Origin of the sequence: Synechococcus sp. PCC 7335, from assembly GCF_000155595.1 — a bacterium.
In the GTDB taxonomy this organism is placed as follows: Bacteria; Cyanobacteriota; Cyanobacteriia; order Phormidesmidales; family Phormidesmidaceae; genus Phormidesmis.
In genome coordinates, this window is the sequence record NZ_DS989904.1 from 1,587,796 (window position 1) to 1,611,196 (window position 23,401).

At 48.4% G+C, this 23,401-nt stretch carries 20 protein-coding genes; 15 read left to right on the forward strand and 5 right to left on the reverse strand.

Features of this window, described 5'->3' with window-relative positions:
* The first annotated feature begins 108 nt into the window (after window positions 1–108).
* Both S7335_RS06995 and S7335_RS07000 read left to right on the forward strand, forming a co-directional pair.
* Entirely contained in the window at window positions 109–390 is a 282-nt protein-coding gene (locus S7335_RS06995) for a Ycf34 family protein (protein WP_006456921.1), read from the forward strand.
* Between the two features lie 130 nt (window positions 391–520).
* Window positions 521–2,569, forward strand: a complete 2,049-nt coding sequence (locus tag S7335_RS07000; RefSeq protein WP_006457045.1) for a serine/threonine-protein kinase — start codon at window positions 521–523, stop codon at window positions 2,567–2,569.
* 43 nt (window positions 2,570–2,612) lie between these two features.
* Here S7335_RS07000 and S7335_RS07005 read toward each other — a convergent pair whose 3' ends face one another.
* The 3 genes from S7335_RS07005 to S7335_RS07015 form a co-directional block, all read right to left on the reverse strand.
* Complete coding sequence (locus tag S7335_RS07005) at window positions 2,613–3,755, reverse strand: CO2 hydration protein (RefSeq protein WP_006455956.1); 1,143 nt, start codon at window positions 3,753–3,755, stop codon at window positions 2,613–2,615.
* A gap of 63 nt (window positions 3,756–3,818) precedes the next feature.
* Window positions 3,819–5,420: an NADH-quinone oxidoreductase subunit M gene (locus S7335_RS07010; protein ID WP_227499959.1), complete on the reverse strand. Its 1,602-nt coding sequence runs from the start codon at window positions 5,418–5,420 to the stop codon at window positions 3,819–3,821.
* Between the two features lie 135 nt (window positions 5,421–5,555).
* Complete coding sequence (locus tag S7335_RS07015) at window positions 5,556–7,388, reverse strand: NAD(P)H-quinone oxidoreductase subunit F (RefSeq protein ID WP_006454586.1); 1,833 nt, start codon at window positions 7,386–7,388, stop codon at window positions 5,556–5,558.
* Between the two features lie 1,026 nt (window positions 7,389–8,414).
* On the opposite strand from S7335_RS07015, the gene S7335_RS07020 reads away from it, so the two are divergent.
* The 6 genes from S7335_RS07020 (at window position 8,415) to S7335_RS07045 (ending at window position 13,977) form a co-directional block, all read left to right on the forward strand.
* Window positions 8,415–8,723 (forward strand): carbon dioxide-concentrating mechanism protein CcmK, encoded by a 309-nt coding sequence (locus S7335_RS07020; RefSeq protein WP_038015833.1) that lies wholly within the window; start codon window positions 8,415–8,417, stop codon window positions 8,721–8,723.
* Window positions 8,724–8,927: 204 nt separating this feature from the next.
* Window positions 8,928–9,266, forward strand: a complete 339-nt coding sequence (locus S7335_RS07025) for a carbon dioxide-concentrating mechanism protein CcmK (RefSeq protein ID WP_006454499.1) — start codon at window positions 8,928–8,930, stop codon at window positions 9,264–9,266.
* A 10-nt stretch (window positions 9,267–9,276) separates the two neighbouring features.
* Entirely contained in the window at window positions 9,277–9,579 is a 303-nt protein-coding gene (locus S7335_RS07030; protein ID WP_006455568.1) for a EutN/CcmL family microcompartment protein, read from the forward strand.
* Window positions 9,580–9,646: 67 nt separating this feature from the next.
* Window positions 9,647–12,265, forward strand: a complete 2,619-nt coding sequence (locus tag S7335_RS07035; protein ID WP_006456485.1) for a ribulose bisphosphate carboxylase small subunit — start codon at window positions 9,647–9,649, stop codon at window positions 12,263–12,265.
* 34 nt (window positions 12,266–12,299) lie between these two features.
* Window positions 12,300–13,055: a hypothetical protein gene (locus S7335_RS07040; protein WP_006454531.1), complete on the forward strand. Its 756-nt coding sequence runs from the start codon at window positions 12,300–12,302 to the stop codon at window positions 13,053–13,055.
* A gap of 106 nt (window positions 13,056–13,161) precedes the next feature.
* The gene (locus S7335_RS07045) at window positions 13,162–13,977 is read left to right on the forward strand and encodes a carbon dioxide-concentrating mechanism protein CcmK (RefSeq protein WP_006457256.1); all 816 of its coding nucleotides are present in this window, start codon (window positions 13,162–13,164) and stop codon (window positions 13,975–13,977) included.
* A 69-nt stretch (window positions 13,978–14,046) separates the two neighbouring features.
* On the opposite strand, the gene miaA is transcribed toward S7335_RS07045, so the two are convergent.
* On the reverse strand, window positions 14,047–14,982 hold the full coding sequence (gene miaA / locus S7335_RS07050; RefSeq protein WP_038015837.1) for a tRNA (adenosine(37)-N6)-dimethylallyltransferase MiaA: 936 nt from the start codon (window positions 14,980–14,982) through the stop codon (window positions 14,047–14,049).
* A gap of 519 nt (window positions 14,983–15,501) precedes the next feature.
* Here miaA and gyrB point away from each other — a divergent pair.
* The 4 genes from gyrB to S7335_RS07075 all read left to right on the forward strand — a co-directional run bounded on the left by gyrB (window position 15,502) and on the right by S7335_RS07075 (window position 20,624).
* Window positions 15,502–17,439 (forward strand): DNA topoisomerase (ATP-hydrolyzing) subunit B, encoded by a 1,938-nt coding sequence (gyrB, locus tag S7335_RS07055; protein WP_006456327.1) that lies wholly within the window; start codon window positions 15,502–15,504, stop codon window positions 17,437–17,439.
* Between the two features lie 377 nt (window positions 17,440–17,816).
* Window positions 17,817–18,533 (forward strand): heme oxygenase (biliverdin-producing), encoded by a 717-nt coding sequence (locus tag S7335_RS07065; RefSeq protein ID WP_006454203.1) that lies wholly within the window; start codon window positions 17,817–17,819, stop codon window positions 18,531–18,533.
* A gap of 235 nt (window positions 18,534–18,768) precedes the next feature.
* The gene (locus S7335_RS07070) at window positions 18,769–20,010 is read left to right on the forward strand and encodes an MFS transporter (RefSeq protein WP_050765797.1); all 1,242 of its coding nucleotides are present in this window, start codon (window positions 18,769–18,771) and stop codon (window positions 20,008–20,010) included.
* A 77-nt stretch (window positions 20,011–20,087) separates the two neighbouring features.
* Window positions 20,088–20,624: an NADPH-dependent FMN reductase gene (locus tag S7335_RS07075; RefSeq protein ID WP_255346455.1), complete on the forward strand. Its 537-nt coding sequence runs from the start codon at window positions 20,088–20,090 to the stop codon at window positions 20,622–20,624.
* A 295-nt stretch (window positions 20,625–20,919) separates the two neighbouring features.
* Here S7335_RS07075 and S7335_RS25800 read toward each other — a convergent pair whose 3' ends face one another.
* Entirely contained in the window at window positions 20,920–21,471 is a 552-nt protein-coding gene (locus tag S7335_RS25800) for a hypothetical protein (protein ID WP_006455080.1), read from the reverse strand.
* Between the two features lie 308 nt (window positions 21,472–21,779).
* Between S7335_RS25800 and S7335_RS07090 the strand changes: the two genes are divergently transcribed.
* The 3 genes from S7335_RS07090 (at window position 21,780) to S7335_RS07105 (ending at window position 23,392) form a co-directional block, all read left to right on the forward strand.
* Window positions 21,780–22,427 carry an SH3 domain-containing protein gene (locus tag S7335_RS07090; protein WP_006456791.1) on the forward strand — a complete coding sequence of 216 codons (648 nt, stop codon included), beginning with the start codon at window positions 21,780–21,782 and terminating at the stop codon, window positions 22,425–22,427.
* An 86-nt stretch (window positions 22,428–22,513) separates the two neighbouring features.
* A complete protein-coding gene (locus S7335_RS25805) occupies window positions 22,514–23,143 on the forward strand; it encodes a hypothetical protein (RefSeq protein ID WP_006456186.1) in 630 nt (209 codons plus the stop codon).
* A gap of 18 nt (window positions 23,144–23,161) precedes the next feature.
* Entirely contained in the window at window positions 23,162–23,392 is a 231-nt protein-coding gene (locus S7335_RS07105) for a hypothetical protein (RefSeq protein WP_006456476.1), read from the forward strand.
* The last annotated feature ends 9 nt before the right edge of the window (window positions 23,393–23,401 follow it).

The window sequence follows — 23,401 nt, forward strand, 5'->3', positions numbered from 1 at the left end:
ACAACAGTTTGTTATTCTATCGCCATCGTCTATGGAACCGTGGAGAGAGAGCGCTATTCCAGAAAAACTTACGCTAAAGTAAAACAAAGCGACCAGAGGTCTGGGCCTATGTGTATTTGCGTGAACTGCCATTACGTCGATAGCTGTGTTACCTACCATGCGGTAGAGACTAATCACCAGCAGCCTCACTTGAGCGAACTACCTAGCTTTGAACCTAACAATCCCACAATCAATGCCAACATCATGCTGCCAAAGGTAGAGGTAAACGGTGATCAGATTGTTCAGGAAAACGAGTTTGGCTTTGAATATGACGTCGTAGGCTGCGATAGCTTTTCTAAGGATATGGGGAAGTGGGCTAGGCTACGTCCTGGCGAAGCAGTTCCTACCTAGTGGCTATTTTGTAAGCGCTGTTAGACAAGCGTTGGTAGAACAGTAGCTAGCAAAGATCAAGCGATATTAGACAAGAGCAATAGAAAAGCAAGAGCGGTAGGACGAAGATACGTGGCATGCTGGAAGGATAATGGTCTATTGTCCTAATCCTGTTTGTCCAGAGCCTGAGAATCCTGGCGGCGCGATTTTTTGTCAGACTTGTGGAAGTGCTCTGACGGTAGGCGATCGCTATCGCTTGCAGTCGCTTTTAGGGAGAGGTGGATTTGGTCGGACCTTCTTAGCCACGCAGCTGACGACAGCGCCGGTTGGTCAAAATCGCCCATCGCGGTGTGTGATCAAGCAGATCTATCTAAGTCCTTCTAGCTCAGACTCTTCAAACGCTAAATTTAGCGCAGAGGCTGAAAGGCTACGGCGATTAGGAGAGCATCCTCAAATCCCTAGACTGTTTGAAGCGATTGCCTCTGAGCAAGGTCATTTTCTAGTGCAGGAGTACGCAGCGGGCCAGAACTTACAGCAGCAGGTAGAAGCCGATGGGCCATGGGCAGAAGCACAGGTGCGATCGCTGCTAGATTCGCTAGTAGGCGTCTTGCAATACGTTCATAGCTTGCAGATTATTCACCGCGATATCAAACCTGCCAATATTGTCATTGCTAGAATCCCAGACAATAGCGCTGATGGTAGGCAAGCAAAGCTACCGATGCTAGTTGATTTTGGCGCAGCTAAGTCCATTCGCCACAGCGACGCTAAAACCGTGATCGGCAGTGCTGGCTATGCGGCTCCAGAACAATCGATGGGCCAAGCAACCTTCGCTAGCGATGTGTATGGTCTAGGGCTAACTTGCCTTTATCTATTAACCGGGCTACACCCTTTTGATCTGTACTCTGCCATGGAAGATCGCTGGGTCTGGCAAGACTACCTACCGACGCCGATTGAAAGTAGATTTACCCAGGTGCTAAACCGAATGGTGGCGCGTTCCTTACAGCAGCGCTACGAAAGTATGGACCAGGTCGCCCTCGGCTTACAATCTTCTCAAAACTTTTTGATCAAGGGCTCTCAAGACATTATCGCTCGCGCTAAGAAATCTGTTCCACGTCTTGAAAGTATCCTCAGCTTGGAAAGCGGCACTGCTCTAAAGCGCTTGTGGTCTGCGAGCCAACAGCGATTTTCTAAAGCAGCATCGCCTGCTGTGATTACTCGCCCCCAGACTTGGCAACAGCAACATAGACTAGCGCCGGGAATTGGGCTAGTGCGATCGCTCGCTGTCAGCGCAAATGGCCAAACTTTTGCAAGTGGTGGCATAGATGGTGCTGTACGGCTATGGTCCCTATCGAGTGGAGAGCTAGTGCATACGTTTGCCCGTCGCTTACTTACTGGTTCAGGCCATGCGGCGGCAGTGACCGCGCTTGCATTCCATCCAGATGGCAGAGCCCTCTATAGTGCTAGCGAAGACGGCACGATGAAGGAATGGGACAGTGCGCGGCGATGTTTGCTCAATACGATGCCGACCTCTGGCTGGACACCCACAGATTTATTAGTAACCCCTGAGGGTACTCAGTTAGTGAGTCCGAACAGCGACGGCCAAATCGTAGTTTGGGATATTCAGACGTTGCTACCGTCTGAGCGGCTAACACAGCATCAAAAACGAGTAACAGCAGCAGCGCTTTCTACTCGAGGTGATCTGCTAGTGAGTGCTGGTAATGATGGGACTATCAAACTGTGGAAACGTCAGCAAGTAGAAGGGAAATGGCGATTTCGATTCGCTAAAAGTTTGGCTGTAGCGACGCAGACAAATATAAGCCAAAGCGTGATAGCACTGGCAATCCAATCGTTCAATCACGCTGCTGGCTATCGAGTGATTGCCTCAACTGCTAATGAAGTTTTCTGGTATAGCGTTGATGGACATCTAGAAATTTCTGCGCCTATCACGCTCTATCGGTCTTCCTATTTGATTACGGTGATCGCTCTTAGTCCCAGTGGTTATCTGGGCTCCAATGGTTATCTGGCGGTTGGCAGTGAGGATCGCATTCTGACTCTTTGGGATATAGAGGGTAATGACTGTGTTGCGAAGCTAGCTCATGACTGGGGGATAGAGGCGATCGCCTTTGCCCCAGATAGCAGAACACTGATCACCGCTAGTAGCGACGAAGTGATCTCTATTTGGCGGCGCGAAATCGGCTAGTCGTTCTAACTATCGATAATTATCGGCATTCAACCAGCTTTTGCTATTGAATCAAGTTCATTCTCGACTGGAACAACCGTTTCATCCACCCGTTGAGATAATCTCGATTGGCCGTCTGTTCCTTTGGATTATTTGTATCTGCTGGGAAGGGCATCAACCCACGCACAGCCGCCTCAGTGACACAGAACATTGACTTTTGAAAGCTTTGTCCTAGCTGTACGCGCACATCATCCTTCCCGCGGACTGACTTTGCATAGATTGTTTGCAGATAGTCGGGCACATAGTGGCGCATGTCCTGCATTAGCAATGTCGGTGGAATGCCCGCCCCACCAATCGGTAGCGGATCGGCATAGAGCGCGCCATAGTCAAAGTGGCCCTGGTCGATAGGAATTTGATGTGCCTGAGCGTTGTAAGAAATGGTTCCAAAAAAGGGAGTGCCTCTAAAGAAAATCGACTCGACGTAGGGAACCGCGGTATCAAACAAGAAAGAAAGCTCAGCCTCCTGAGGAAGAATGTCGTACTCAGTGCCAGAAATTGTGACTTTGTAGACAATAGGTTTGCTAGCATTCGCCACTAGTCCAGCTTTAATCAGCTCAATCACCTGATCAATGGTCTTGATTTTGCCCTGGTCATAGGTGGCTGAAAGATCCATAAAGATGTCACTCATCACCCGCCAAAACTGTCCTAGACCAGAATAGTAGGCGAGCTGACGAACCTGCTCTGGTAGATAGTCGGGAAAAAGCTTGTTAAAAACTAGCAGAATCGGGTTAGTTTTAGCTTTGGCTTGAATAGCAGGGCTACAGTAGGCTAAAAAAGCTTCAGAATCTAGATAGGCATCTAGTCCTCCACCGCCGTGCCACATCATGGTGCGCATAACATACTCTGCGTACTCGTAGTTGATGCGGTCATGCCACAAGTGCTTGACTATTTTTTTAAGGCTAATCTTGCCATCGAAGTACTTGAAAATTGGAAAAAGGTTGAGAAACTGGGTGTTAGCAATGTGCTGCAAATTGATTGCATAGGCGTCTAGCACAATGCCATAGGCATGTAGCACACCGACTACTTCTAACAAATTCTCAGGCGTGTTAGGTAGTAGCGTACCGCCAGATAGCAGCCGATCGATATAGTCGCCGATGGAATACTGAGGGGCGGGCTGCAGAGGAGGGGCTGAGAAAGTCGCGATCATTGGCAGGAAAAAATAGGAAGCTAGAGAAGACGGAGCTGCTAGTCAGCTGGCTTAGTGAGTGGCTTAGTGAGTTGGTAAGACAGTAATTGGCATGTCAAGCGGCTGATTGAGTGGCAACAATTCAGCAATCACAGCGTCATTTGACCCTCTCCCTACCAACCTCCCTGGGTTATTAGCATAGTTGGTATAGTTTGGTACGAAGCTGTTCGTTGTTGATTCCATCCAGCGGGTAAGCCATGCTGGCTGTAGCCCAAACGCAAAAATGATCAGCACAAGCGTCATCGCCGGGACGCGATCGCGCCAGCTAACTTTGGGCAGTGTCACTTCTATCGTCCCACCAGTTCCATCAGGTGCGGCATCTAACCTGCCAAAAAACACCCGGTTGATCATCAGCAAAAAGTATACCGACGTGAGGCCAGAGCCCAGCATGCAGAATAGCGTTTGCGGCGCTTGACTCTCAAAGCTTCCTCTAAAGACGATAAATTCAGAGATGAAGCCAATCATGCCTGGAATGCCAGCGCTAGCCATCGCCCCTAAGACCATGAGTGAACCGATAAAAGGTAGCCCTCTTTCTGGTGCCATTAACCCTCGCAGGATCGTTAGGTCGCGAGTGCCTGTTTTTTTGTAGACAACGCCTACTAGTAAAAACATCAGCGCCGAAATCAGCCCGTGACTGACCATCTGTAGCACCGTCCCCAAAATACTCAGCGGTGTAATCGCTGCTGCAGCTAGCAAGATATATCCCATATGACCTACCGAGCTGTAGGCCACCATCTTCTTCATATCGGTTTGGGCGATCGCAGCAAGGGAGCCGTATAGCACACTTACCACCGCCCACCAGGCCAATAGTGGCGATAATTCCATCCATGCTTGTGGAAACAGCCCGACGCAAAAGCGTAACATCCCATAGGTTCCTAGCTTTAGCAACACGCCTGCTAGCAGCACAGACAAAGGCGTTGATGCCTCCACATGAGCATCCGGTAGCCAGGTATGAAAGGGAAACAGCGGAATCTTAATCCCAAACCCGATGAGCAAAACCCCCATCAGCACCGTCTGCTGAACCACACTCAGCGTCTGCGCCAATGAGGGGTCATAGTCAAAAGACCCCGTTCCAGATAGCAATACCAGTCCTAAAAACGCTCCTAAGATCAAAATTCCAGAGAACGCTGTGTAGATTAAAAACTTAGTTGCCGCGTAACCGCGCCGCTCTCCACCCCAAATTGCGATTAATAAGTAGAGTGGAATTAGCTCTAGCTCGTAAAACAAGAAAAACAGCAGCAGATTCTGTGCTAGAAATGCCCCGGCCACTGCGCTAGTAATTAACAGCAACAAGGAATAATACAGCCGGGGCCGCCTCACACCGTGACTGATATAAACAGAGACAAAACACAACAGACTATTGATCACAATCAAAGGCAGCGCAATCCCATCGACCCCTAGTGAATAGGTCAGTCCCAACGGCTCTATCCAAGCTATCTTTTCTAGAAACTGAAACCCAGAATCGGTGATATCGAACTGAGCGACAAGCGCGGTCGTCATCACCAAATTGACACCCAGCGTAATCAGGGCACCTTTTCGGATCTGATCACTCTCGATTTTTTGAGGCCAAACGCTAATGAGCAAAGCGCCCACCAGTGGAGTCAATATCAGCGCACTCAGTATCACTGTTCGTCCTTAACCTTCTGAATAGTTCTGTTCTTGATCATCTGTTTTCGGAGCGTATTTCTAGCAGCATAGACATAGCAGCTCCCTCGCAAGCAAGCCATAAGAGTGAACGCTGTGTTCAACTACCCTGTTCCACTACCACATAGTCCAAGTCGTCATCAAAACCAGTAGCCCAACCCCTGCCACAATCGTCAAAATGTAGCTCTGTGATTGTCCCGATACACTATATTTCAAGCTTTCGCCTCCAAATAGAGACGCCGCGCCAACCAGGTTGACTGCTCCATCGACAACGTAGCGATCAAGCCAGCTACTTAGAGCGGATAGCTGTGAGACTAGTTTCACGACCGTCAGCTCGTATAGCTTCTCGGTATAGAAATCATTACCGAGTAAATCTTGAAACCAACGAAGCGGCGCCACACTAGAGCGCGACCACGCTCGGTTCAAAGGTAGATAGAATCCCAGCCCAGTCCCTAAAACGCCAGAGCCTATGAGGAGCACCAGAGCGGTCATATTGAAATATTCAGACGGAGGGAGTAACGATAGGCGCTGTAGTCCAACCGGCAATATTAGTACGAAAATAGACAGCGTCATCATCGGTACTGCCATTAGCCAGCCAACTTCAGGGGTGCGCCTGGTTTTTAACTGCGGCTCTCCTAGAAACACCAGTCGAAAGACCCGCACGAGATTAAGCGTACTCAAGAAATTCACCACTAAAAACACTCCCACCAGCACGGGATGCTCCGACCACAGAAAGTCGATGCCCAGTGCAAACGCCCAGAAACAGCCAAAAGGGAGAACCCCGGTGAGTCCTAGAGCGCCGGTGAGATAGGTCAGTGTGGTTGCGGGCATCCGCGACCAGATGCCACCTAGCTCTGTAAGGTCTTGGTTATGTGTGGTGTAAACCACCGCGCCAATACTCATGAATATCAACGCTCTAGCAGCCGCATGCGCAAAAAGCAATAGCAGCGCTACTCCTGGCCATTCAGTGCCAACGGCAACAAATACCAAGCCGATATAGGCACTAGTAGAGTAGGAAAACGTTCGCTTGAAATCAATTTGAGCCAGCGCTACCAAAGACGCACCAATCGCTGTGGTCGCTCCAATCACAATCAAAACGTCCAGCGTAATCGGCGAGATCACCACCACTGGCTGCAGTTTAATCAAGACGTAAGCGCCACAGGTGACCACCGCCGAATTACGTAAGATAGAGGCTGGGCTAGGCCCCTCCATGGCTTCATCTAGCCACAGATGGAGCGGAAACTGAGCGCACTTACCCGTTGGCCCTGCAATCAAAGCTAACCCTGTCAATGTTGCTGCAATCGGAGCAAGGTTGGATTCTTTGACCCAGATGTACAAATCGTCAAACCTCAAGCTGCCAGCATAGGCACTTAGAGCAACTAGTCCCATCAGCAGCAGTACATCTCCTACCCGCTTAGTTAAAAAAGCATCTCTAGCAGCCGTGACTACCAGCGGCTGAGCGTACCAAAAGCCTACTAGTAAGTAGGTAGAAAGCGTTAGCATCTCTAGCAAAAAATAGGTAGAAAATAGAGAGCTACTTAGAATAACGCCACTAATCGCAGCTTCAAAGAAGCCCATCAACGCAAAAAATCGAGCCAGAGCCCAATCTTTCTCTAAGTAGCCCATGCCGTATATCTGAGCAAGCAAACTTAGTCCGGCAGTTAGCTCTAAAAAAATTAGATTGACCAGAGAAAGATCGAGAGAGGCGGAAAGATTAAGTCCAGCGACCTGCAGCCACTCATAGCTGACGACTTGAGGCCCCGTATACTGAATAGCCTGTAGTAGTAAGGACCCGTGTAAGGTAGCTAATGCCGTCATCAAGACATTTATGTACATCGCCGGCCTCGGCCCACTCTGACGGATCAAACGAGTTGCCCAGGGAAGTGCTAGTAGTGCTCCTACTAGTCCGTACATTGGAATTAGCCAACTCCACTGAATTAAAAACTGCATTGTGATTACTTCTTAAAAAGGCTTTCAGACAAGCGCTCCAAACCAACACTTGGCTCGACTGACTGACTTCGAGTAGCTGATGGCCAGCTCGGTATGGGTAAAATGATTGGAACTAGCTCATTGATGTCACCAAGACTGGGGTCACAGAGACTGAGGTCACACAAACTGCTCAACAGTTCGCCAGCGCTTATTCGCCAGCATTTATTCACCAGCACTTAGTGATTGCCAAGGATCAGTTCACTTGTCGCCCCGATTCTCTAGAGGCTTGACCGTTCGTATAGTTAATCGTGAAACGGTCGTTCACAACCGCTGATAGCTAATTGGATAGCTAGCTAATAGGCTCATAAGCCATCCATTTAGATCGAGGAAAGAGAACTGCACAGATAACTAAAACTCGACTGAAGCTCGTAAGAAAATAAAATTCCACAACCAGAAGATGGCCTTGCCTTAAAGACAGCTCTATAAAAATCAAACCTTCGGCTTTGTCTCAATCTTTTGTTCTTAATTCTGTGCTTTATATACTCTTGCTTTCAGTGCTTTAGATTTCTGTGACTAGATCACTAGTATTAGCTAATTCGTCTAGTAAAGAAAAACTAGACGTCTTTTAAGCGTCTTACCGAAAGCCGACTGGCGGAAGGCAGTAAGCTACTAAACCTACACATAGAGCTTCCTCTATACCGTTCTATAATACCTGAGTGCTGGGGCGCTCAAGCATGCCCTACTATCGGGCTAGCAAATTTTCTTCATTTAACTTCACAAATAAACATGGATTGAAATGATATTTACATAAGTTTTAACAATGAGGCTTATCAGGGACAATCATTGAGTCTTATATTGTCAAAGCGGCAGCATCATTTTATTCTGAGTTATGACGCAAAGAAGTTGTCCAGGCGATCTTAAAAGAATTTTAAAAAGTAGAAACAGCTGATTTTGTACGCACTCTCTACTAGAATCTCCGTGGTCAAGCGAAGGTTTTTCTATCAAAAATTCGCCTGGTAGCTTCTCTATTTTGGGAGATTTTGGATAATGCCTATTGCTGTTGGAATGATTGAGACTAAAGGATTCCCCGCAGTGGTTGAAGCGGCTGATGCGATGGTGAAAGCTGCTCGCGTTACGTTGGTCGGCTATGAAAAGATCGGGAGTGGTCGAGTTACAGTCATTGTCCGTGGTGATGTTTCGGAGGTTCAGGCTTCTGTCTCTGCGGGTGTTGAGAATGTCAAGCGCGTCAACGGTGGTGAAGTGCTTTCTACTCACATCATTGCCCGCCCTCACGAGAACTTAGAATTCGTTCTGCCAATTCGATACACAGAGGCAGTAGAACAATTCCGTTCGTAGATAGCAGATTCTTTTGAGAAACTTCTTGGTTCAAATTTCTTCGAAAGTTTATTCAAAAGCGTATCGAATACGCATTTCTTGTAGGGTTAGCACGATGTTTAGCTTTGTGCTAACCGATGGCATGTGTAGGTAGCCTTTGACTGTCTGTGAGAGATCAGCAGAGCATTTCGTTTGTTGCATTAAATCGTTATTTAGGAAGAGAGTATGGCAATTGCAGTAGGTATGGTTGAGACGCTGGGGTTTCCAGCAGTGGTTGAAGCAGCTGATGCCATGGTAAAGGCAGCCCGTGTGACTTTGGTGGGCTATGAGAAGATTGGTAGTGGTCGGGTAACTGTAATTGTCCGGGGTGATGTCTCTGAAGTTCAAGCTTCTGTCGCGGCGGGCGTTGAGAACGTCAAGCGGGTGAACGGTGGTCAAGTGCTGTCAACTCACATCATTGCTCGTCCACACGAGAATCTTGAGTTTGTACTGCCAATTCGCTATACAGAAGCGGTAGAGCAGTTCCGTGAAAGCGTTAGTGGTATTCGTCCCTACGGTAGATAGGCTCTAGTTTATGCGCCTAGCGAAGGTGAGAGGGACGGTAGTTAGTACCGTAAAAGACGATAGTTTGATGGGGATTAAGCTGCTGCTAATCCAATTGATTAGTGATTCTGGAGATCTCCAAGATGACTGTGAAGTTGCCGTTGATATGGTTGGAGCAGGCGTTGGTGAGTGGGTGCTAGTCAGCCGTGGTAGTGCGGCTAGGCAGCAACAGAGACACCTTCAAAAGCCGATTGATGCGGCAATTGTTGCCATTATCGATACGGTTAGTCTAGATACGGGCTTGCTCTATGATAAGCGAGAAGATTTTAGGTAAGCGATCGCTAGCTTCTAGGTAACCAAAAGTTTTAGGTAAGACGTTCTAGTTGGGGTTAAAGGGGCAAATGGTCGCCCAGAGAGTAAAGCAAAGTCCGGCTCCCGCTATCCCACGGTTGAGCCTTTCTGCTAATCCAAAAGTAGGGTCTTCTGCCGATATACACGAGTTCTCTTTTATAGAAGGCAATGTCAGTATCGGTTCAGGGACGATGGTTGCGCCTGGAACTGCTGTTACAGCAGAGCAGGGCGCTTCTGTTTTGATAGGCGATCGCGTCAAACTGTTGCCAGGGGTGCTTGTCGAAGGCATCGCGGGTACGCAGGTAATGAACGCTAACGACGCCTCCCAAGCGGGTAAAGCCTATTCGATTTACATAGGTGCTAGCAGCGTTGTTGCCCACAAATCGATCGTCCGCAGTCCTGCCTTTGTTGGTGCGAACTGCTTCATTGGATTTCGCTCAACGTTATTTAATGCCAGACTAGGTGATGGTTGTATCGTGATGATGCACACTCTCATCCAAGATGTCGAGATTCCGCCTGGTCGGTGTGTGCCCTCCGGCAGTATCATCACCTCACAACACCAAGCCGATCAGCTACCCAAAGTCCGCTCTGAGGATCTCGAATGTGCCAGAGAGGTCATCGGCTTGGGTCAATCTTCATCGTCTAGAGCCCGCTATAGAAACGTCTCTAGCAATCTGTCTGAACAGACATCTGGACAGACATCTAGGTACGCAGCAAAAAATACATCACACCAATCTAATCAATTCTCTACTGCCACTGAAGGAGCAGCCATGCAAGCCCAAAGACTCTCATCCGAAATTGTTCAGCAGGTGCGCTCGTACCTTGCTCAAGGGTATCGCGTCGGTATGGAGCACGCAGACAAGCGGCGCTATCGCAGTGGTGTTTGGGAAACTTGTACGCCAATCAAGGACACAAGAGAGCAGGCAGTCTTTAGCGCTTTAGAAAATTGTCTAGCAGAACACACCGGCGAGTACGTGCGGATGTTCGGCATCGATCCAGCGAGAAAGCAAAGGGTAGGTATGGTCACTGTGCAACGACCAGGCGATGCGCCAGTTGCTAAAACAGCGTCCTCGGGTGGCTCATATGGTGGCCAATCCTACAGCAGCCAGTCTTATAGCAGTCAGTCTTACAGCGGTGGCGGTGGGGCCAGCCAGAGCGAAGGAGGATTACCTGCTGGCGTAGTCCAAGAAGTTCGTAATTTACTCAGTGGTGGCTACCTGATCGGAACAGAGCACGCAGGCCCGCGTCACTATCGCAGCAATGTATGGAAAGTCTGTTCCCCTATCGACTCTAGGAACGAAAGAGAAGTCTTCTCACGGTTAGAACACTGCTTAGATGAGCACAGTGGTGAGTATGTTCGCATGTTTGGGATTGATTCTGGCTCAAATAGCCGTACAGCTACGACCACGATTCAAAGAGCGGATGGAAGGCCAATCGAAGTCGATCCAAGACCTGTTGCTAACGCTTCTAGTCAGGCTCAGGGTAATGGAAACGGATACGCCCAGCCGAGCCAAAGCTACGCTCAAAGTGGAGGAAACGCAGGCGGCGAAGTTGCCCAAGCGGTGGGTCGAATCATCCGCAGCGGCAACCATGTCGGAGTAGAATTTGCCGATAAGCGGCGCTATCGTAGCGGCATTTGGCAGACAGCCCCTTCTATCAATGCTAGCAGTGAGTCTGCGGCAGTTAACCAGCTACAACGGTTTCTAGATCAAAACGCCGATAAGTATGTACGAATCTTTGGCGTCAATATTCAGACCAAGACACGTGGGGCGGCAACTACGATTCACAAGCCCGGCCAAAAGTCGGGCCAGAACGGTGCTCAATCTGGCTCACAGTCTGATTCTAGCCGTGGTGTTTCGACCAGCGGTAGGAGGGCAGCTCGCGGACCCATTAATGCGAATCCACCCCATTACGACGACCCGGCTTACCTAAATCATAGTAATGGCGGTGGGATAGACGCTACAGTGATGGATCAGGTGACTCAGCTCATCAATCAAGGGCACAAAATTTCGATTGAATATGCCGATAAGCGGCGCTATCGTAGTGGTATTTGGAAGACCGGGCCTGCAATCGATGCGCGGCGTCCGGCTGAAGCAATTTCTGCTTTAGGCAAGCAGCTGGCACAGCACAATAACGACTACGTGCGTTTGGTGGGCGTCGATCCCAATGTTAAGCGGCGGGTCGTAGAACTAACCATTCAAAGACCGGGTCAACAGGCTGTTCAAAGCGGTGGTCGAAACAACCGATCGAGTTTCCGTGGAGTCACTTCTACAGGCCGCGATCCGATAAACAGCAATCCCCCTCACTATGACGATCCGGCTTTTCGCGGTCAGCCTAGCAGCTATGGTCAAAGTGGTGGCTACAATAGTAATGGCCAGAGCAGCGGCTACAATAGCCATAGTAGCGGTGGCTTAGAGTCTAATGTAATGGATCAGGTGACTCAGCTAATTAATCAGGGCCATAGGATCTCGGTAGAATATGCCGATAAGCGGCGCTATCGCAGCGGTATCTGGAAAACAGGCGAAGCAATTGATGCGCGCCGTCCCGCTGAAGCGATTTCCGCACTGGGTAAGCAGCTAGCTCGGCATCAGGGGGAGTATGTGCGGTTAGTGGGCATAGACCCCCAAGCTAAGCGCCGCGTTCTAGAGGCTACTATTCAGCGTCCTTAGCCTACTATTGCTTGATTAATGCTGTGTGGTCGTAATGCAACCGTCGAATCCTCATCTATATCAGCCGCCACGATCACTTAGCGATACTCACTACTGTGTGGTGGGTGATGTGACTGTGGATTCGACAGCAGCGATCGCACCCGGTGTCGTCTTGCAGGCATCTTCAGGCAGCCGCATCGTTATCGAAAAAGGAGCGTGTTTAGCAGGTGGCGTCTGCTTGCAGTCTCGTCAGGGCATTCTCACAATTTGTGCAGGCGCTAGTTTGGGGGCAAATGTCCTCATTATTGGACATGGGGTAGTGGGAACGAATGCCTGTGTAAGCCCTAGCAGCACTGTGATCGATCCACAAATTGAGCCAAGTGCGATTGTGCCGCCTTGTTCTGTGCTCAACCGGGTAGCAGCCCCACCCTCAGGTAAGCCGCTCGACCAGCCGATAGGTGTTCGGGGAGGATCAGCATACGCAGAGCTGTCTGAGTCTACCAATACCTTTGTAGAACCTCCTCCAATTGGACCTAGGCCAATTGAAACGCCAGATCTAAGCGATCAGGATGGTCGATACCGAGAGTCAATCGCTACTCAAAACGGCTACGGTACCTTGACGAATGGCGTACAATTGAACAGCTCGACTAGTAGCAGTCCTGCCGCTAGTTACGGACTGTCACAAAACGGCTCGTCCTCAATCACTGTTCAATCAGATGGTCAGTCGAATGGCTATATCTATGGCCGTAAACAGGTCAGTCAGCTTATATCCACTTTATTTCCTAATCGGCAGTCGTTGAAGGACTCATAATCCGTTGAAAGGCTCATAATCTACAGGGCACCTCAACAACCGCAAGCTAGATCGCTAAAGCGACAGCTACTATCCCAACGACAGCTAGCCACCTTAGAGGCTCGTCATGCGCTCAGACGCCACCCCTTCTCCGCAAAATCAGGCCACTAGAATAACCGCCAAGCGGCGTAATCCATTACGGGACACAGCGCTTGGAATGGTGTCTACTACTAGCTTCCCAGCGATTATTGGCATTGCCGATGCCATGATTAAATCTTCTAACGTGTTTTTGGTGGGCTACGAGAAAACGGGTGGAGGACACTGTACGGCGATCGTTCGAGGAGGCGTTGCTGATATCAGAATGGCAGTTCACGCGGGTGAACGGATGGCAAAAGAATTTGGTCAGTTTGTCTCATCTTCTATGATCCCAAGGCCACCTGCTAATCTTGAAGCGGTGCTGCCGCTACTGCCTCGAATAGAAGATTTGGAAGGGGCAGGTAGCCTAATGGGAGGTGAAGCCATCGGACTTCTGGAAACCAGGGGCTTTCCAGCGATGGTTGGGGCGGCTGATGCGATGACTAAGTCGGCGGAGATCACGCTGATCTCGCACGAGACGATTGGTGGTGGGCTGTGTACGATTATTATTCAAGGCTCGCTTTCTAATGTTGCGATCGCGGTCGAAGCCGGAATGAATGAGGCCGAACGCATTGGTGAGCTGAACTCCGTTATGGTTATTCCTAGACCGCTAAGTGCTCTGGAAAGAAGCCTACCGAAGACGAAGAAGGTAGAGACTCAAGTACCGCTCAAACTACCGTTGAAACTAGAAGAAAAACAGCAGCTAGAAGAGCGTCAAAAGGAATTGGTCCCTGCAAAGAACGAAGAGCTAGAGCCGTTGAAGCGGCAGGCAGTTGTGATCCCTGAGCTAGAAACTGAGGAACTGTGACCTTAGATGACTACAGATGATGGGTGCAGCTCACCATTGGTTGTATCAGAATATTGGCTGTATCAGAAATCAAGCAGAGTCAACGCATAACTCTCGCCTGAATTCCTCGACCCGTTTACTTACTTTCTCTATCAGCTCTGGATCTTCGGCTGGGAACCACTCAATCTGCTTTTCTTTCTGAAACCAGGTGCGCTGACGCTTGGCAAACTGACAAGTGTGTTGAATGATCGCCTCAGTAGCTGAGTCTAAAGAGCATTCTCTGGCTAGGTAGCGCACTATCTCAGCGTACCCTAGGGTTTTTAGTAGAGGTAGATCAACGCCATATTTTTCGATTAGCGAAGAGACTTCGCCAACCAGGCCCATTTCTATCATCTGATGGGTACGAGTGGCTATGCGTAATCGCAGTGCCTCTGGCTGGCAAGCAAGTCCTATATATAAGATCGGATAGTCCGGTGGATTTTCACCCTGCTGACTAGAGATCGTCCGACCGCTGATATAAAAAACTTCTAGCGCGCGCAATGTTCGAACTTGGTCATTGAGATGAATCCGGCTAGTTGCTTCAGGATCTACCTGGTGCAAAAGCTGATAGCAATGTAGCTGTCCGAGCGATTGGAGCTGCGATCGCAATTCTAGGTGAGGAGCGACTCTAGGTATTTTTAAGCCTTTGGCGATCGCGTTCACATATAGCCCAGTTCCACCTACTAGTAGAGGTATTTTCTTCTGTGCCTGATGCATCGACGCAATGACCGCCCTCGCCTGTTGCTGATAATTTGCTACCGTCAGCGTTTCAGTCGGCTCGCAGATATCGACAAAGTAGTGTTTCACCTGCCTTCTATCTACCAGCGGAGGCTTCGCAGTCCCAATATCGAACTCTCGATAAACTTGCCGAGAGTCAGCACTCAAAATCACTGCTGGCCATTGACTTGCCAGCGCCATCGACAGCCCTGATTTCCCGGAAGCCGTAGGTCCAACAATAATGATTAGATGTGGTTTAGTATAGTACAAAAGAACTATATTGGCAGCATTTTAGCAGCATTCTGTAGGTAACTGCACTGGCATCGAGGGGTTAATTAGATACATGCATTTGGAGCCCATATATAAGGTCAGATTTACGGGACAGTTTTGCCCTTCTAAAATGAGGGGTTGCATCCCTCTGTTAATCAATGTGCTAAAACCGCTCTAAAATCGCTTTTAACGCCAATGTGCTAGAATTCATAGGCACATTATCCTTATGAGCCGTTAAAACCGTTTTAGAACGCTCGAGGCATTAGCGATTATAACTCCTTATAAACTCATAATGACCTCTAAATATCTCTTCAATACCTCTAAATAAGAAGGGCTTAATTAGACTCCTTAATGAGATCAATCAGGGCCTAGTAGAGCTGACAGATTGAGATAGCTCTTGAGAACAGCCTTGCTGTCAACAGCCTGCTATTAGAAGAGATCGCAAAGAACACAGAACCTACCAACCTAAGGAAACCCAGCCTAAGGAAACCGGTCGCCACTGACCTCAGGAGAACACGTATGGCAAACAACTACGGCGCTCAGCAGATTCAGGTACTAGAAGGACTTGAACCTGTTAGAAAACGCCCAGGCATGTATATCGGTAGTACGGGTCCGCGTGGCCTGCACCACCTGGTATATGAGGTCGTTGACAATGCAGTCGATGAAGCCCTAGCCGGTCATTGTACACATATTACTGCTGCTCTAAATGCGGACGGCTCAGTCACCGTAACTGATGATGGTCGAGGTATCCCTACAGACATTCATCCGACCACAGGTAAATCAGCGCTAGAAACCGTACTGACTGTCCTTCACGCTGGCGGTAAGTTCGGCGGCGATAGTGGCTACAAGGTATCAGGTGGCTTGCATGGGGTTGGGGTTTCGGTCGTCAACGCTCTTTCTGAATGGGTAGAGGTTACGGTCTGGCGCGAGGGTAAAGTTCACACGCAGCGATTTGAACAAGGTAACCCCATCGGTAAGCTCAAGACATCCAAAGGTAGCACCAAGACAGGCACGCAGGTAACGTTCAAGCCAGATGCAACGATCTTTACGCATACGGTCGAATTCGACTATGACACCATTGCTAGACGCCTGCGAGAGCTAGCCTACTTAAACGCAGGTGTTGATATCACCTTCACAGACTATCGACTCGACCTGATTAAAGCTGACAAGCCCCAAGTTTCTCACTACTTCTATGAGGGCGGAATCAGAGAGTACGTCGAATATATCAACAATGAAAAAGAGCCGCTCCATCCCGATGTTATCTACGTTAACTCAGATAAGAATGGCGTTCAGGTAGAAGCCGCGTTGCAGTGGTGCGGCGATGCTTTCTCTGACAATTTGATGGGGTTTGCCAACAACATTCGCACTGTCGATGGCGGTACTCACCTAGAAGGGTTGAAAACTGTTTTGACGCGAACGATGAACGTCATTGCGCGTAAGCGTAAAAAGCGTAAGGATACCGAGTCGAACATGGCAGGTGAAAATATCCGAGAAGGACTAACAGCTGTCGTATCGGTGAAAGTGCCTGACCCAGAATTTGAAGGTCAAACAAAGACGAAGCTAGGCAATACTGAAGTACGCGGAATTGTTGACTCTTTGGTTGGAGAGGCGCTCACTGAATACTTAGATTTTAATCCTAGTGTGGCAGATGCGATTCTAGAAAAAGCAATTCAGGCATTCAACGCGGCTGAGGCCGCGAAGAAAGCGCGTGATCTTGTTCGGCGTAAGTCAGTCCTAGAGTCTTCGACACTGCCTGGTAAGCTTTCTGACTGTAGCTCTCGCGACCCGGGTGAATCGGAGATCTTTATTGTCGAAGGGGATTCGGCGGGAGGTAGCGCTAAGCAGGGGCGCGATCGCAGATTCCAGGCCATCCTGCCGCTACGAGGCAAAATTCTCAATATTGAGAAAACCGACGACGCTAAGATCTATAAGAACAATGAAGTCCAGTCGCTAATTACCGCGTTAGGACTCGGTATTAAGGGCGAAGACTTCGCGCCTGACACCCTGCGCTATCATCGCATTTGTCTGATGACAGATGCAGATGTAGACGGTGCCCATATTCGCACTTTGCTGCTGACGTTCTTCTATCGCTATCAGCGTGATTTGGTTGACCAAGGCTATATCTACATTGCTTGTCCACCGCTGTACAAGCTAGAGCGAGGCAAAAATCATACCTACTGCTACAGCGAAAAAGAGCTACAAGACGGCATCGATGCTATGCCCACAAACGCGAAGTACAACATTCAGCGATTCAAAGGACTGGGTGAGATGATGCCGCAGCAGCTATGGGATACCACCATGAACCCTGAAACCAGAACGCTGAAGCGAGTAGAGATCGAAGATGCGGCTGAAGCGGATCGAATCTTTACCGTACTGATGGGCGATCGCGTTGCCCCGCGTCGCGATTTCATTGAAACCTACGGTCCTAGATTAAATATGGCCGATCTTGATATTTAGAAGAAAGCAGGCGCTTCTACGACAAGTGCCTGCGGAAAGTTCAACTACTGATAAAGCTCATCTATTGCGAAGCTCATCTACTTTCGACTGAAGCGCTTTAGCAAGAATAGAGAGGCTTCGCAATAGGCAACGTTAAGCTACGGAAGCAACATTGTGATCGAAGCAACATTTGTTTTGCTCAACGTGACAAAATGTTGCGAAATCTTTCTCAGGATCAAGGCGCATTCTAAGCTTTAAACCTAAGCGAAAATGCTGACCTGCTTTTCTACCTTCGCGCTTTTTCAATCGGTCGTTTGGCATGCGACGCTCATAGGCGCGACTTCCAAAAGTAGATAGCTCCACTGAGTTCTTCAACTAAGTTAGAGATTTTAAAAAACATGAGCAACAATTTAGCGACCCAGCTCCGTGAGGGCACTAAAAAAGCTCACACTATGGCCGAGAACGTCGGGTTTGTTCGATGCTTTTTGCGTGGTGTGGTAGAGAAAAAGTCTTACCGCAAGCTAGTAGGCAACTTCTACTTCATCTATTGCGCGATGGAAGAAGAACTAGAAAAGCACAAGGATCATCCTGTTGTTTCTAAGATTTACTTTCCAGAACTTAACCGTAAGAAGAGTTTAGAAGAAGATCTCGCTTTTTACTACGGCCCTAACTGGCGTGATGAGATTCAGCTAACCAAAGCTGGTAAGCGCTATGTCGATCGTATTCGTGAGATTTCTGCGACTCAGCCTGAGTTGCTAGTGGGCCACTCCTATACTCGCTATCTGGGCGACTTATCAGGTGGACAGATTCTAAAGACTATCTCTCAGCGAGCAATGAACCTATCAGGTAGCGACGGGGTTGCTTTCTACGAGTTTCCAACGATCGATGATGAGAAGGCTTTTAAGAACAACTACCGAGCCTCATTGAGTGAAGCGCCCGTAGACGATGCTATGGCCGATGCGATTGTAGAAGAGGCAAATGATGCATTTGGTATCAATATGGCTTTGTTCAAAGAGTTAGAAGGGAACTTGATCAAGGCAGTTGGTGTAATGTTGTTCAATAGCTTGACAGGCGGTCAGCGTCGCGGCAGTACTGAACTAGCTACTGAAAGTTAGACCAAAGGCTAACCTTTATCTCTGTCTTCGAGATAGGCGAGCTGAATACGTGAATAGAGCGGTTACTAATCATGGGTGGCCGCTCGCTTTTCTATATTCATACAAATTTCTATCTTTAAAAACGCTTCTATTCACTTGATGCATATGCCATTGGAGAGAGTAGAGAATCTGCGACTATCGATATAACTAATCAGAGGTGGTGACAACACATCTATCAGCTTTCAATTCATCGCTTATGACAGAATCCGCCTCCAGTGGATCTATAGACGGATCCAAAGACAATAGATCAAATTCGTGGTTAATAAAAGCGACTCTGTTACTAGCAAGTACGCTGACGGTAATGTCAGGTGCAACTATTGCCCCTTCATTACCGGCGATGCAGACACATTTCTCAGATGTTACCGACGCTGACTTTTGGGTGAAGCTGGTGCTGACAGTCCCTGCGCTGTTTATTGTGGTTGGTTCGCCGATTGCTGGACAGATGGTAGATAAGGTAGGGCGAAAGCCGCTTTTGTTCGGCTCAGCGCTTCTGTATGGACTAGCAGGTAGCTCTGGCGTTTGGCTTGATTCTGTGTTCGCGATTTTGGTTGGTAGAGCGTTTCTAGGGATTGCGGTGGCTGGAGTTATGGTCAGTGCGACAACGCTGATCGCTGATTATTATCAAGGCGATGATAGAGCCAACTTTATGGGCTTGCAAGCTGCTTTCATGGGATTTGGAGGTGTTCTATTTCTTTCGGTCGGTGGGTTTATCGCCGATCTTAGCTGGCGCTTCCCGTTCCTAATCTATCTACTCTCTTGGCTGATAGTGCCGACTATACTCTCTGCGCTGTACGAGCCAGATCGAACCCCAAAGAAGCCAGTAGATACTCTAGAACCAGCTGCCAAAGTAGCGTTTCCGGTAAAGTTGTTGATCTTGATCTATGGTGCAACCTTTCTACAAATGCTGGCTTTCTACCTAATTCCGGTGCAGATGCCGTTTTATCTGGAGCAGTTGACAGGTGCAGGGGCTACTCAAACCGGATTAGCGATCGCACTTTCGACACTTTTCAGCGCCTTTGCCTCAATGAACTATGGCAAGTTCAAACAGCGCTTCAGCTTTATTAGCATTTTGGCGATCGCCTTTGGACTAATGGGGATAGGCTATATTGGGATTGGGCTAGTCAGCAGCTATCAGCTAATGCTGTTGGTGTTGGTCCCTATTGGAATTGGTCTGGGGTTAGTGATGCCAAACCTCAACGTCTGGGCGTCTAACGAAGTGCCCAATGCACTGAGAGGAAGAGCCTTAGGCGGACTAACAACCTTTATGTTTCTAGGCCAATTTCTATCGCCGATTGTCTCCGCCCCCGTGAGCAACGCCCTTGGCCTAACCGCAACCTATGGTCTAACAGGCGTGCTCCTAGCAGTGATCGGTGCTATTTTATGGACCTCCAAAAGGCAAGTCTGTCGGTTGATTCGTAGTCAGGTGGGTCAAACTTGAAGCATCGCAAAAACGTTGACACACCTGTTAGAAACGACCTGCTATCAGACATATCAAGATAAAGGACTGATTGAATCGTGAAAGTAGTTTGTATAGGCGGTAGCCTGAGAGAAGATTCTTATAGCATGCAGGCGCTTGAGCTAGCCGCCGAGCGGCTGCGTTTGTTAGGTGCTGAAGTAACCGTTTTGGATCTTAAAGAAATGACCTTGCCCTTTTGCGATGGCGGCAGCGACTATCCTGAGTATCCAGATGTTGAAGTGATGCGATCGCACGTAACTGAATCAGACGCACTTGTGATTGCCACGCCTGAGTATCATGGCAGCGTTAGCGGCGTTATCAAGAACGCCCTAGATTTAATGAGCTTCGATCATTTAGATGGCAAAGTCACCGGTATGATTAGCGTGCTTGGCGGACAGTCAAACAGCAATGCGCTCAATGACCTGCGGGTGATCATGAGATGGGTTCATGCCTGGGTGATTCCTGAGCAAGTTGCCATCGGTCAGGCGTGGAATGCCTTCGATTCGGAGGGCAATTTCAAAGATGAGAAACTATCGCAACGACTTGACGCTTTTGTCAAAAGTCTTTTTCAGAATACAGAAAGACTAAGAGGCTAATATAGCAGGTAGAATTTTGCTGAAGCTAGGGCACCATACTAGGCCTATGCCTATCTCTCTAACTATATATTCGATGGTAGCTAGTACAAGAAACCGATCTTGAAGAACTACTGTGCTTGAAGTCCTGCTTTCTAAGCTCTTCTACCTTAGAGAGAAACAAACTTACAACAAGATTGAAAGAACTCTTGTAGATTGTTTCTCTCTAGCAAATTAGAAAGATATAGAAATTAGAAAGATATAGAGAGCGCAACCGTATCAGCATAGCTTAGATCAGAGTGTCAGCTAGAGAGCGAGGCTATTGACAGTAGTACCACTCTGCTTCGAAAATTTCTTGATAAACTCCATCAGAAGTAATCACTTCGACGCAATCTCCGGTACTGCCCTCAATCCAATAAGTTGCAACAGAACTATCAAACTCTTCTCCGCTGACGTAACTGTATCCACGCTCCTGTAGAGCAGCTTCACCAGAGGAAGCCCGTACGCCAATTAAGTCAGCGAGCCGACGATCTACCGTATTTCCAGTATCTTCCACATGGGCAGGGTCCCCCTGGTCACAGTCAAAGGCGGGGGAGGTCACAATGCTCGCGTAACGACCTTCCTCTGTTCGTACTGAAATGCATTGTCCAGTTTGATAGTTGGTCCAGTAGCTATAGACGGCTTCTCCGCTGGAGTTATCGGCCCAACGAAATTCATAGCCCTGGTTTTGCAGAGACATTTCACCATCGCGGCCCCGCGCACCCACAAGATTCTGTAAACCGGGGGCCGGGTCTTGAGCATATACACTCGCTCCTAAGCCAATCAGACAACTGCCTGCGATCGCCGCTACTAATGATGATACGATCTTCACGATAATCTTCCCCACAAATCACAGCCCTAAGTACCGGTCGGCATTATCACATAAACCCTTAACCACTTCAAACAGATGCTTCTATCTAGGCAGGTGTCTCCAATACAGTTACCCTTCTTACCAGGAAAAATTGTGCAAGTATGATTGATGTCGCTAGTGATAGTCATACTTGGAACAAAATTTTCAAGGTTGTTACTAAGTAGTGCAAGTCTGTTTTTACACATCGTAAGCTCGCACTTGAACTCCTTTTAGTGCCTGATTCCGTAACCTCTTTCTCCTATTTCTTTTCGTTCTAATCTCCCCCTGCTATGGCTCTACACACGAAGAAGACATTTCAGACTGGCTTACTGTCTGCTATAGCCACCGGGCTAGTAGCTGGTTTCGGGCTGATGGCAAAAGCTGACACCGCCGCTGCTCACTGCGATCTATATGCACCTGGAGAGGACTATGCCTACCTTTCTAGTAACTGTACGTTCTCGCAAAGGCAGGGCTATATTGGCATTCAGCTACAGGCAAATGGCGTACGCTACGAATTCGATCCGATAGGTGACCAGCCAGGGAACTACATTGATCAGCATGGGAACCCAGTTTATCGACAGGCCGGACTAGGCGATGCTGGCAATATTTTTGAGTTTGTTGATGGCTCGCATCTTTATTTGTATTGGGATAGTAGCAGTTCTTATGGAAGCACGTCTTCGGCTTCAGGCGATCGCGTTGGTACGTTAGTTGCCCATGAGCGCGGATCTCAGATCAACTTGCGGAGTGAACCCACTATTTATTCAAGGGCGCTGGGTTACGGTTTGGCTGGAGATCAGATCGATATTCTCAATTGTGAACAGGATACTGATACAGCTACGAGCGATCTCAACTGGTGTCGTGTGCAGTTTCTAGAATCAGGCGCGATTGGCTGGATTCGCAGTGATTTCATCATCTTTCCGAGCGATGGCAGATTGTAGGACTTCAAAGATTCCAAGAACTAAAAGGTCTAACTGCTTAATCCCTTCCTTATTGTGCATTTTTATATCGCTTGGCGAATCCACACATGAGATACAACGAAACTCTTGACACAAATCTCTCTAGAGCTGCTCTGCTCTCAGTTAGTGCCTTAATAGGTGGACTAACAGCAGTAAACCTGCCAGATCAGGTAGTAGAGACTGCGATCGCGCAAATGATTGAGCAGCGTACGCCCGTTACGTACATGACGCCACAGAACGCAGATGAAATTGCGGTACAGATTACCGACGGTAATTTCTATTTCTACGATATATTGCAACGCTCATATGGCAACCTGTTTCAGGCAACGAGTAGCAGCCTAAGGGTGATGTATGACCGCGATACCGGACGGGTTACGGTCATCAGTGACGAGACCGGAGAAGAGTTCTACAACTACACTTTCTCAGAAAGTTCGAGTGGTTCAAGCAGTAGTACATCCTCTCCAACAACCTATACTACTGTTCGAAATGCTGATGAGATCGATATTCAGGTGACAGATGGAGGCTTTGCCTTTAGCGATACGCTAGAGCAGACAGCGCCCGACACCTTCATCGCTCAGCAAGGACAAGTTAGGGTAGTTTATTATCGCGATCAGAGCCGCATTGCCATTATCAATGTTGTTAGTGGTGATGAGCTTTACAACTATCAATACAGCGATGTTGATGAAGGTACTCTGTAAGCATCTGAAGCTACTTTTTTGATCGTCTGTCGTCTATCTTTTGAAGCCTCTAATTACACCGTACCAACCACCGCACCAATAGGGTTTATTACGACCTTCTCAGCGGGTTCTTGGGAAAAAGTACTCAAGCAATCTCTGCTGTTGTTTGCGCTGATTCAATCTCTAGACGTAGAAGGGAACGCTAAAACTATTTTATGCGGGCAGCTAGCGGTTTTCGAAAACGAGAGAATTTGGGCGATCGCACCTTGATATTGAGTT

Bases quoted from the DNA above. Each gene is read 5' to 3' on its own strand.
- S7335_RS06995 (WP_006456921.1), top strand. From the start codon at position 109: ATGTGTATTTGCGTGAACTGCCATTACGTCGATAGCTGTGTTACCTAC.
- S7335_RS07000 (WP_006457045.1), top strand. From the start codon at position 521: ATGGTCTATTGTCCTAATCCTGTTTGTCCAGAGCCTGAGAATCCTGGC.
- S7335_RS07005 (WP_006455956.1), bottom strand. From the start codon at position 3,755: ATGATCGCGACTTTCTCAGCCCCTCCTCTGCAGCCCGCCCCTCAGTAT.
- S7335_RS07015 (WP_006454586.1), bottom strand. From the start codon at position 7,388: ATGCAGTTTTTAATTCAGTGGAGTTGGCTAATTCCAATGTACGGACTA.
- S7335_RS07020 (WP_038015833.1), top strand. From the start codon at position 8,415: ATGCCTATTGCTGTTGGAATGATTGAGACTAAAGGATTCCCCGCAGTG.
- S7335_RS07025 (WP_006454499.1), top strand. From the start codon at position 8,928: ATGGCAATTGCAGTAGGTATGGTTGAGACGCTGGGGTTTCCAGCAGTG.
- S7335_RS07030 (WP_006455568.1), top strand. From the start codon at position 9,277: ATGCGCCTAGCGAAGGTGAGAGGGACGGTAGTTAGTACCGTAAAAGAC.
- S7335_RS07035 (WP_006456485.1), top strand. From the start codon at position 9,647: ATGGTCGCCCAGAGAGTAAAGCAAAGTCCGGCTCCCGCTATCCCACGG.
- S7335_RS07040 (WP_006454531.1), top strand. From the start codon at position 12,300: ATGCAACCGTCGAATCCTCATCTATATCAGCCGCCACGATCACTTAGC.
- S7335_RS07045 (WP_006457256.1), top strand. From the start codon at position 13,162: ATGCGCTCAGACGCCACCCCTTCTCCGCAAAATCAGGCCACTAGAATA.
- gyrB (WP_006456327.1), top strand. From the start codon at position 15,502: ATGGCAAACAACTACGGCGCTCAGCAGATTCAGGTACTAGAAGGACTT.
- S7335_RS07065 (WP_006454203.1), top strand. From the start codon at position 17,817: ATGAGCAACAATTTAGCGACCCAGCTCCGTGAGGGCACTAAAAAAGCT.
- S7335_RS07070 (WP_050765797.1), top strand. From the start codon at position 18,769: ATGACAGAATCCGCCTCCAGTGGATCTATAGACGGATCCAAAGACAAT.
- S7335_RS07090 (WP_006456791.1), top strand. From the start codon at position 21,780: ATGGCTCTACACACGAAGAAGACATTTCAGACTGGCTTACTGTCTGCT.
- S7335_RS25805 (WP_006456186.1), top strand. From the start codon at position 22,514: ATGAGATACAACGAAACTCTTGACACAAATCTCTCTAGAGCTGCTCTG.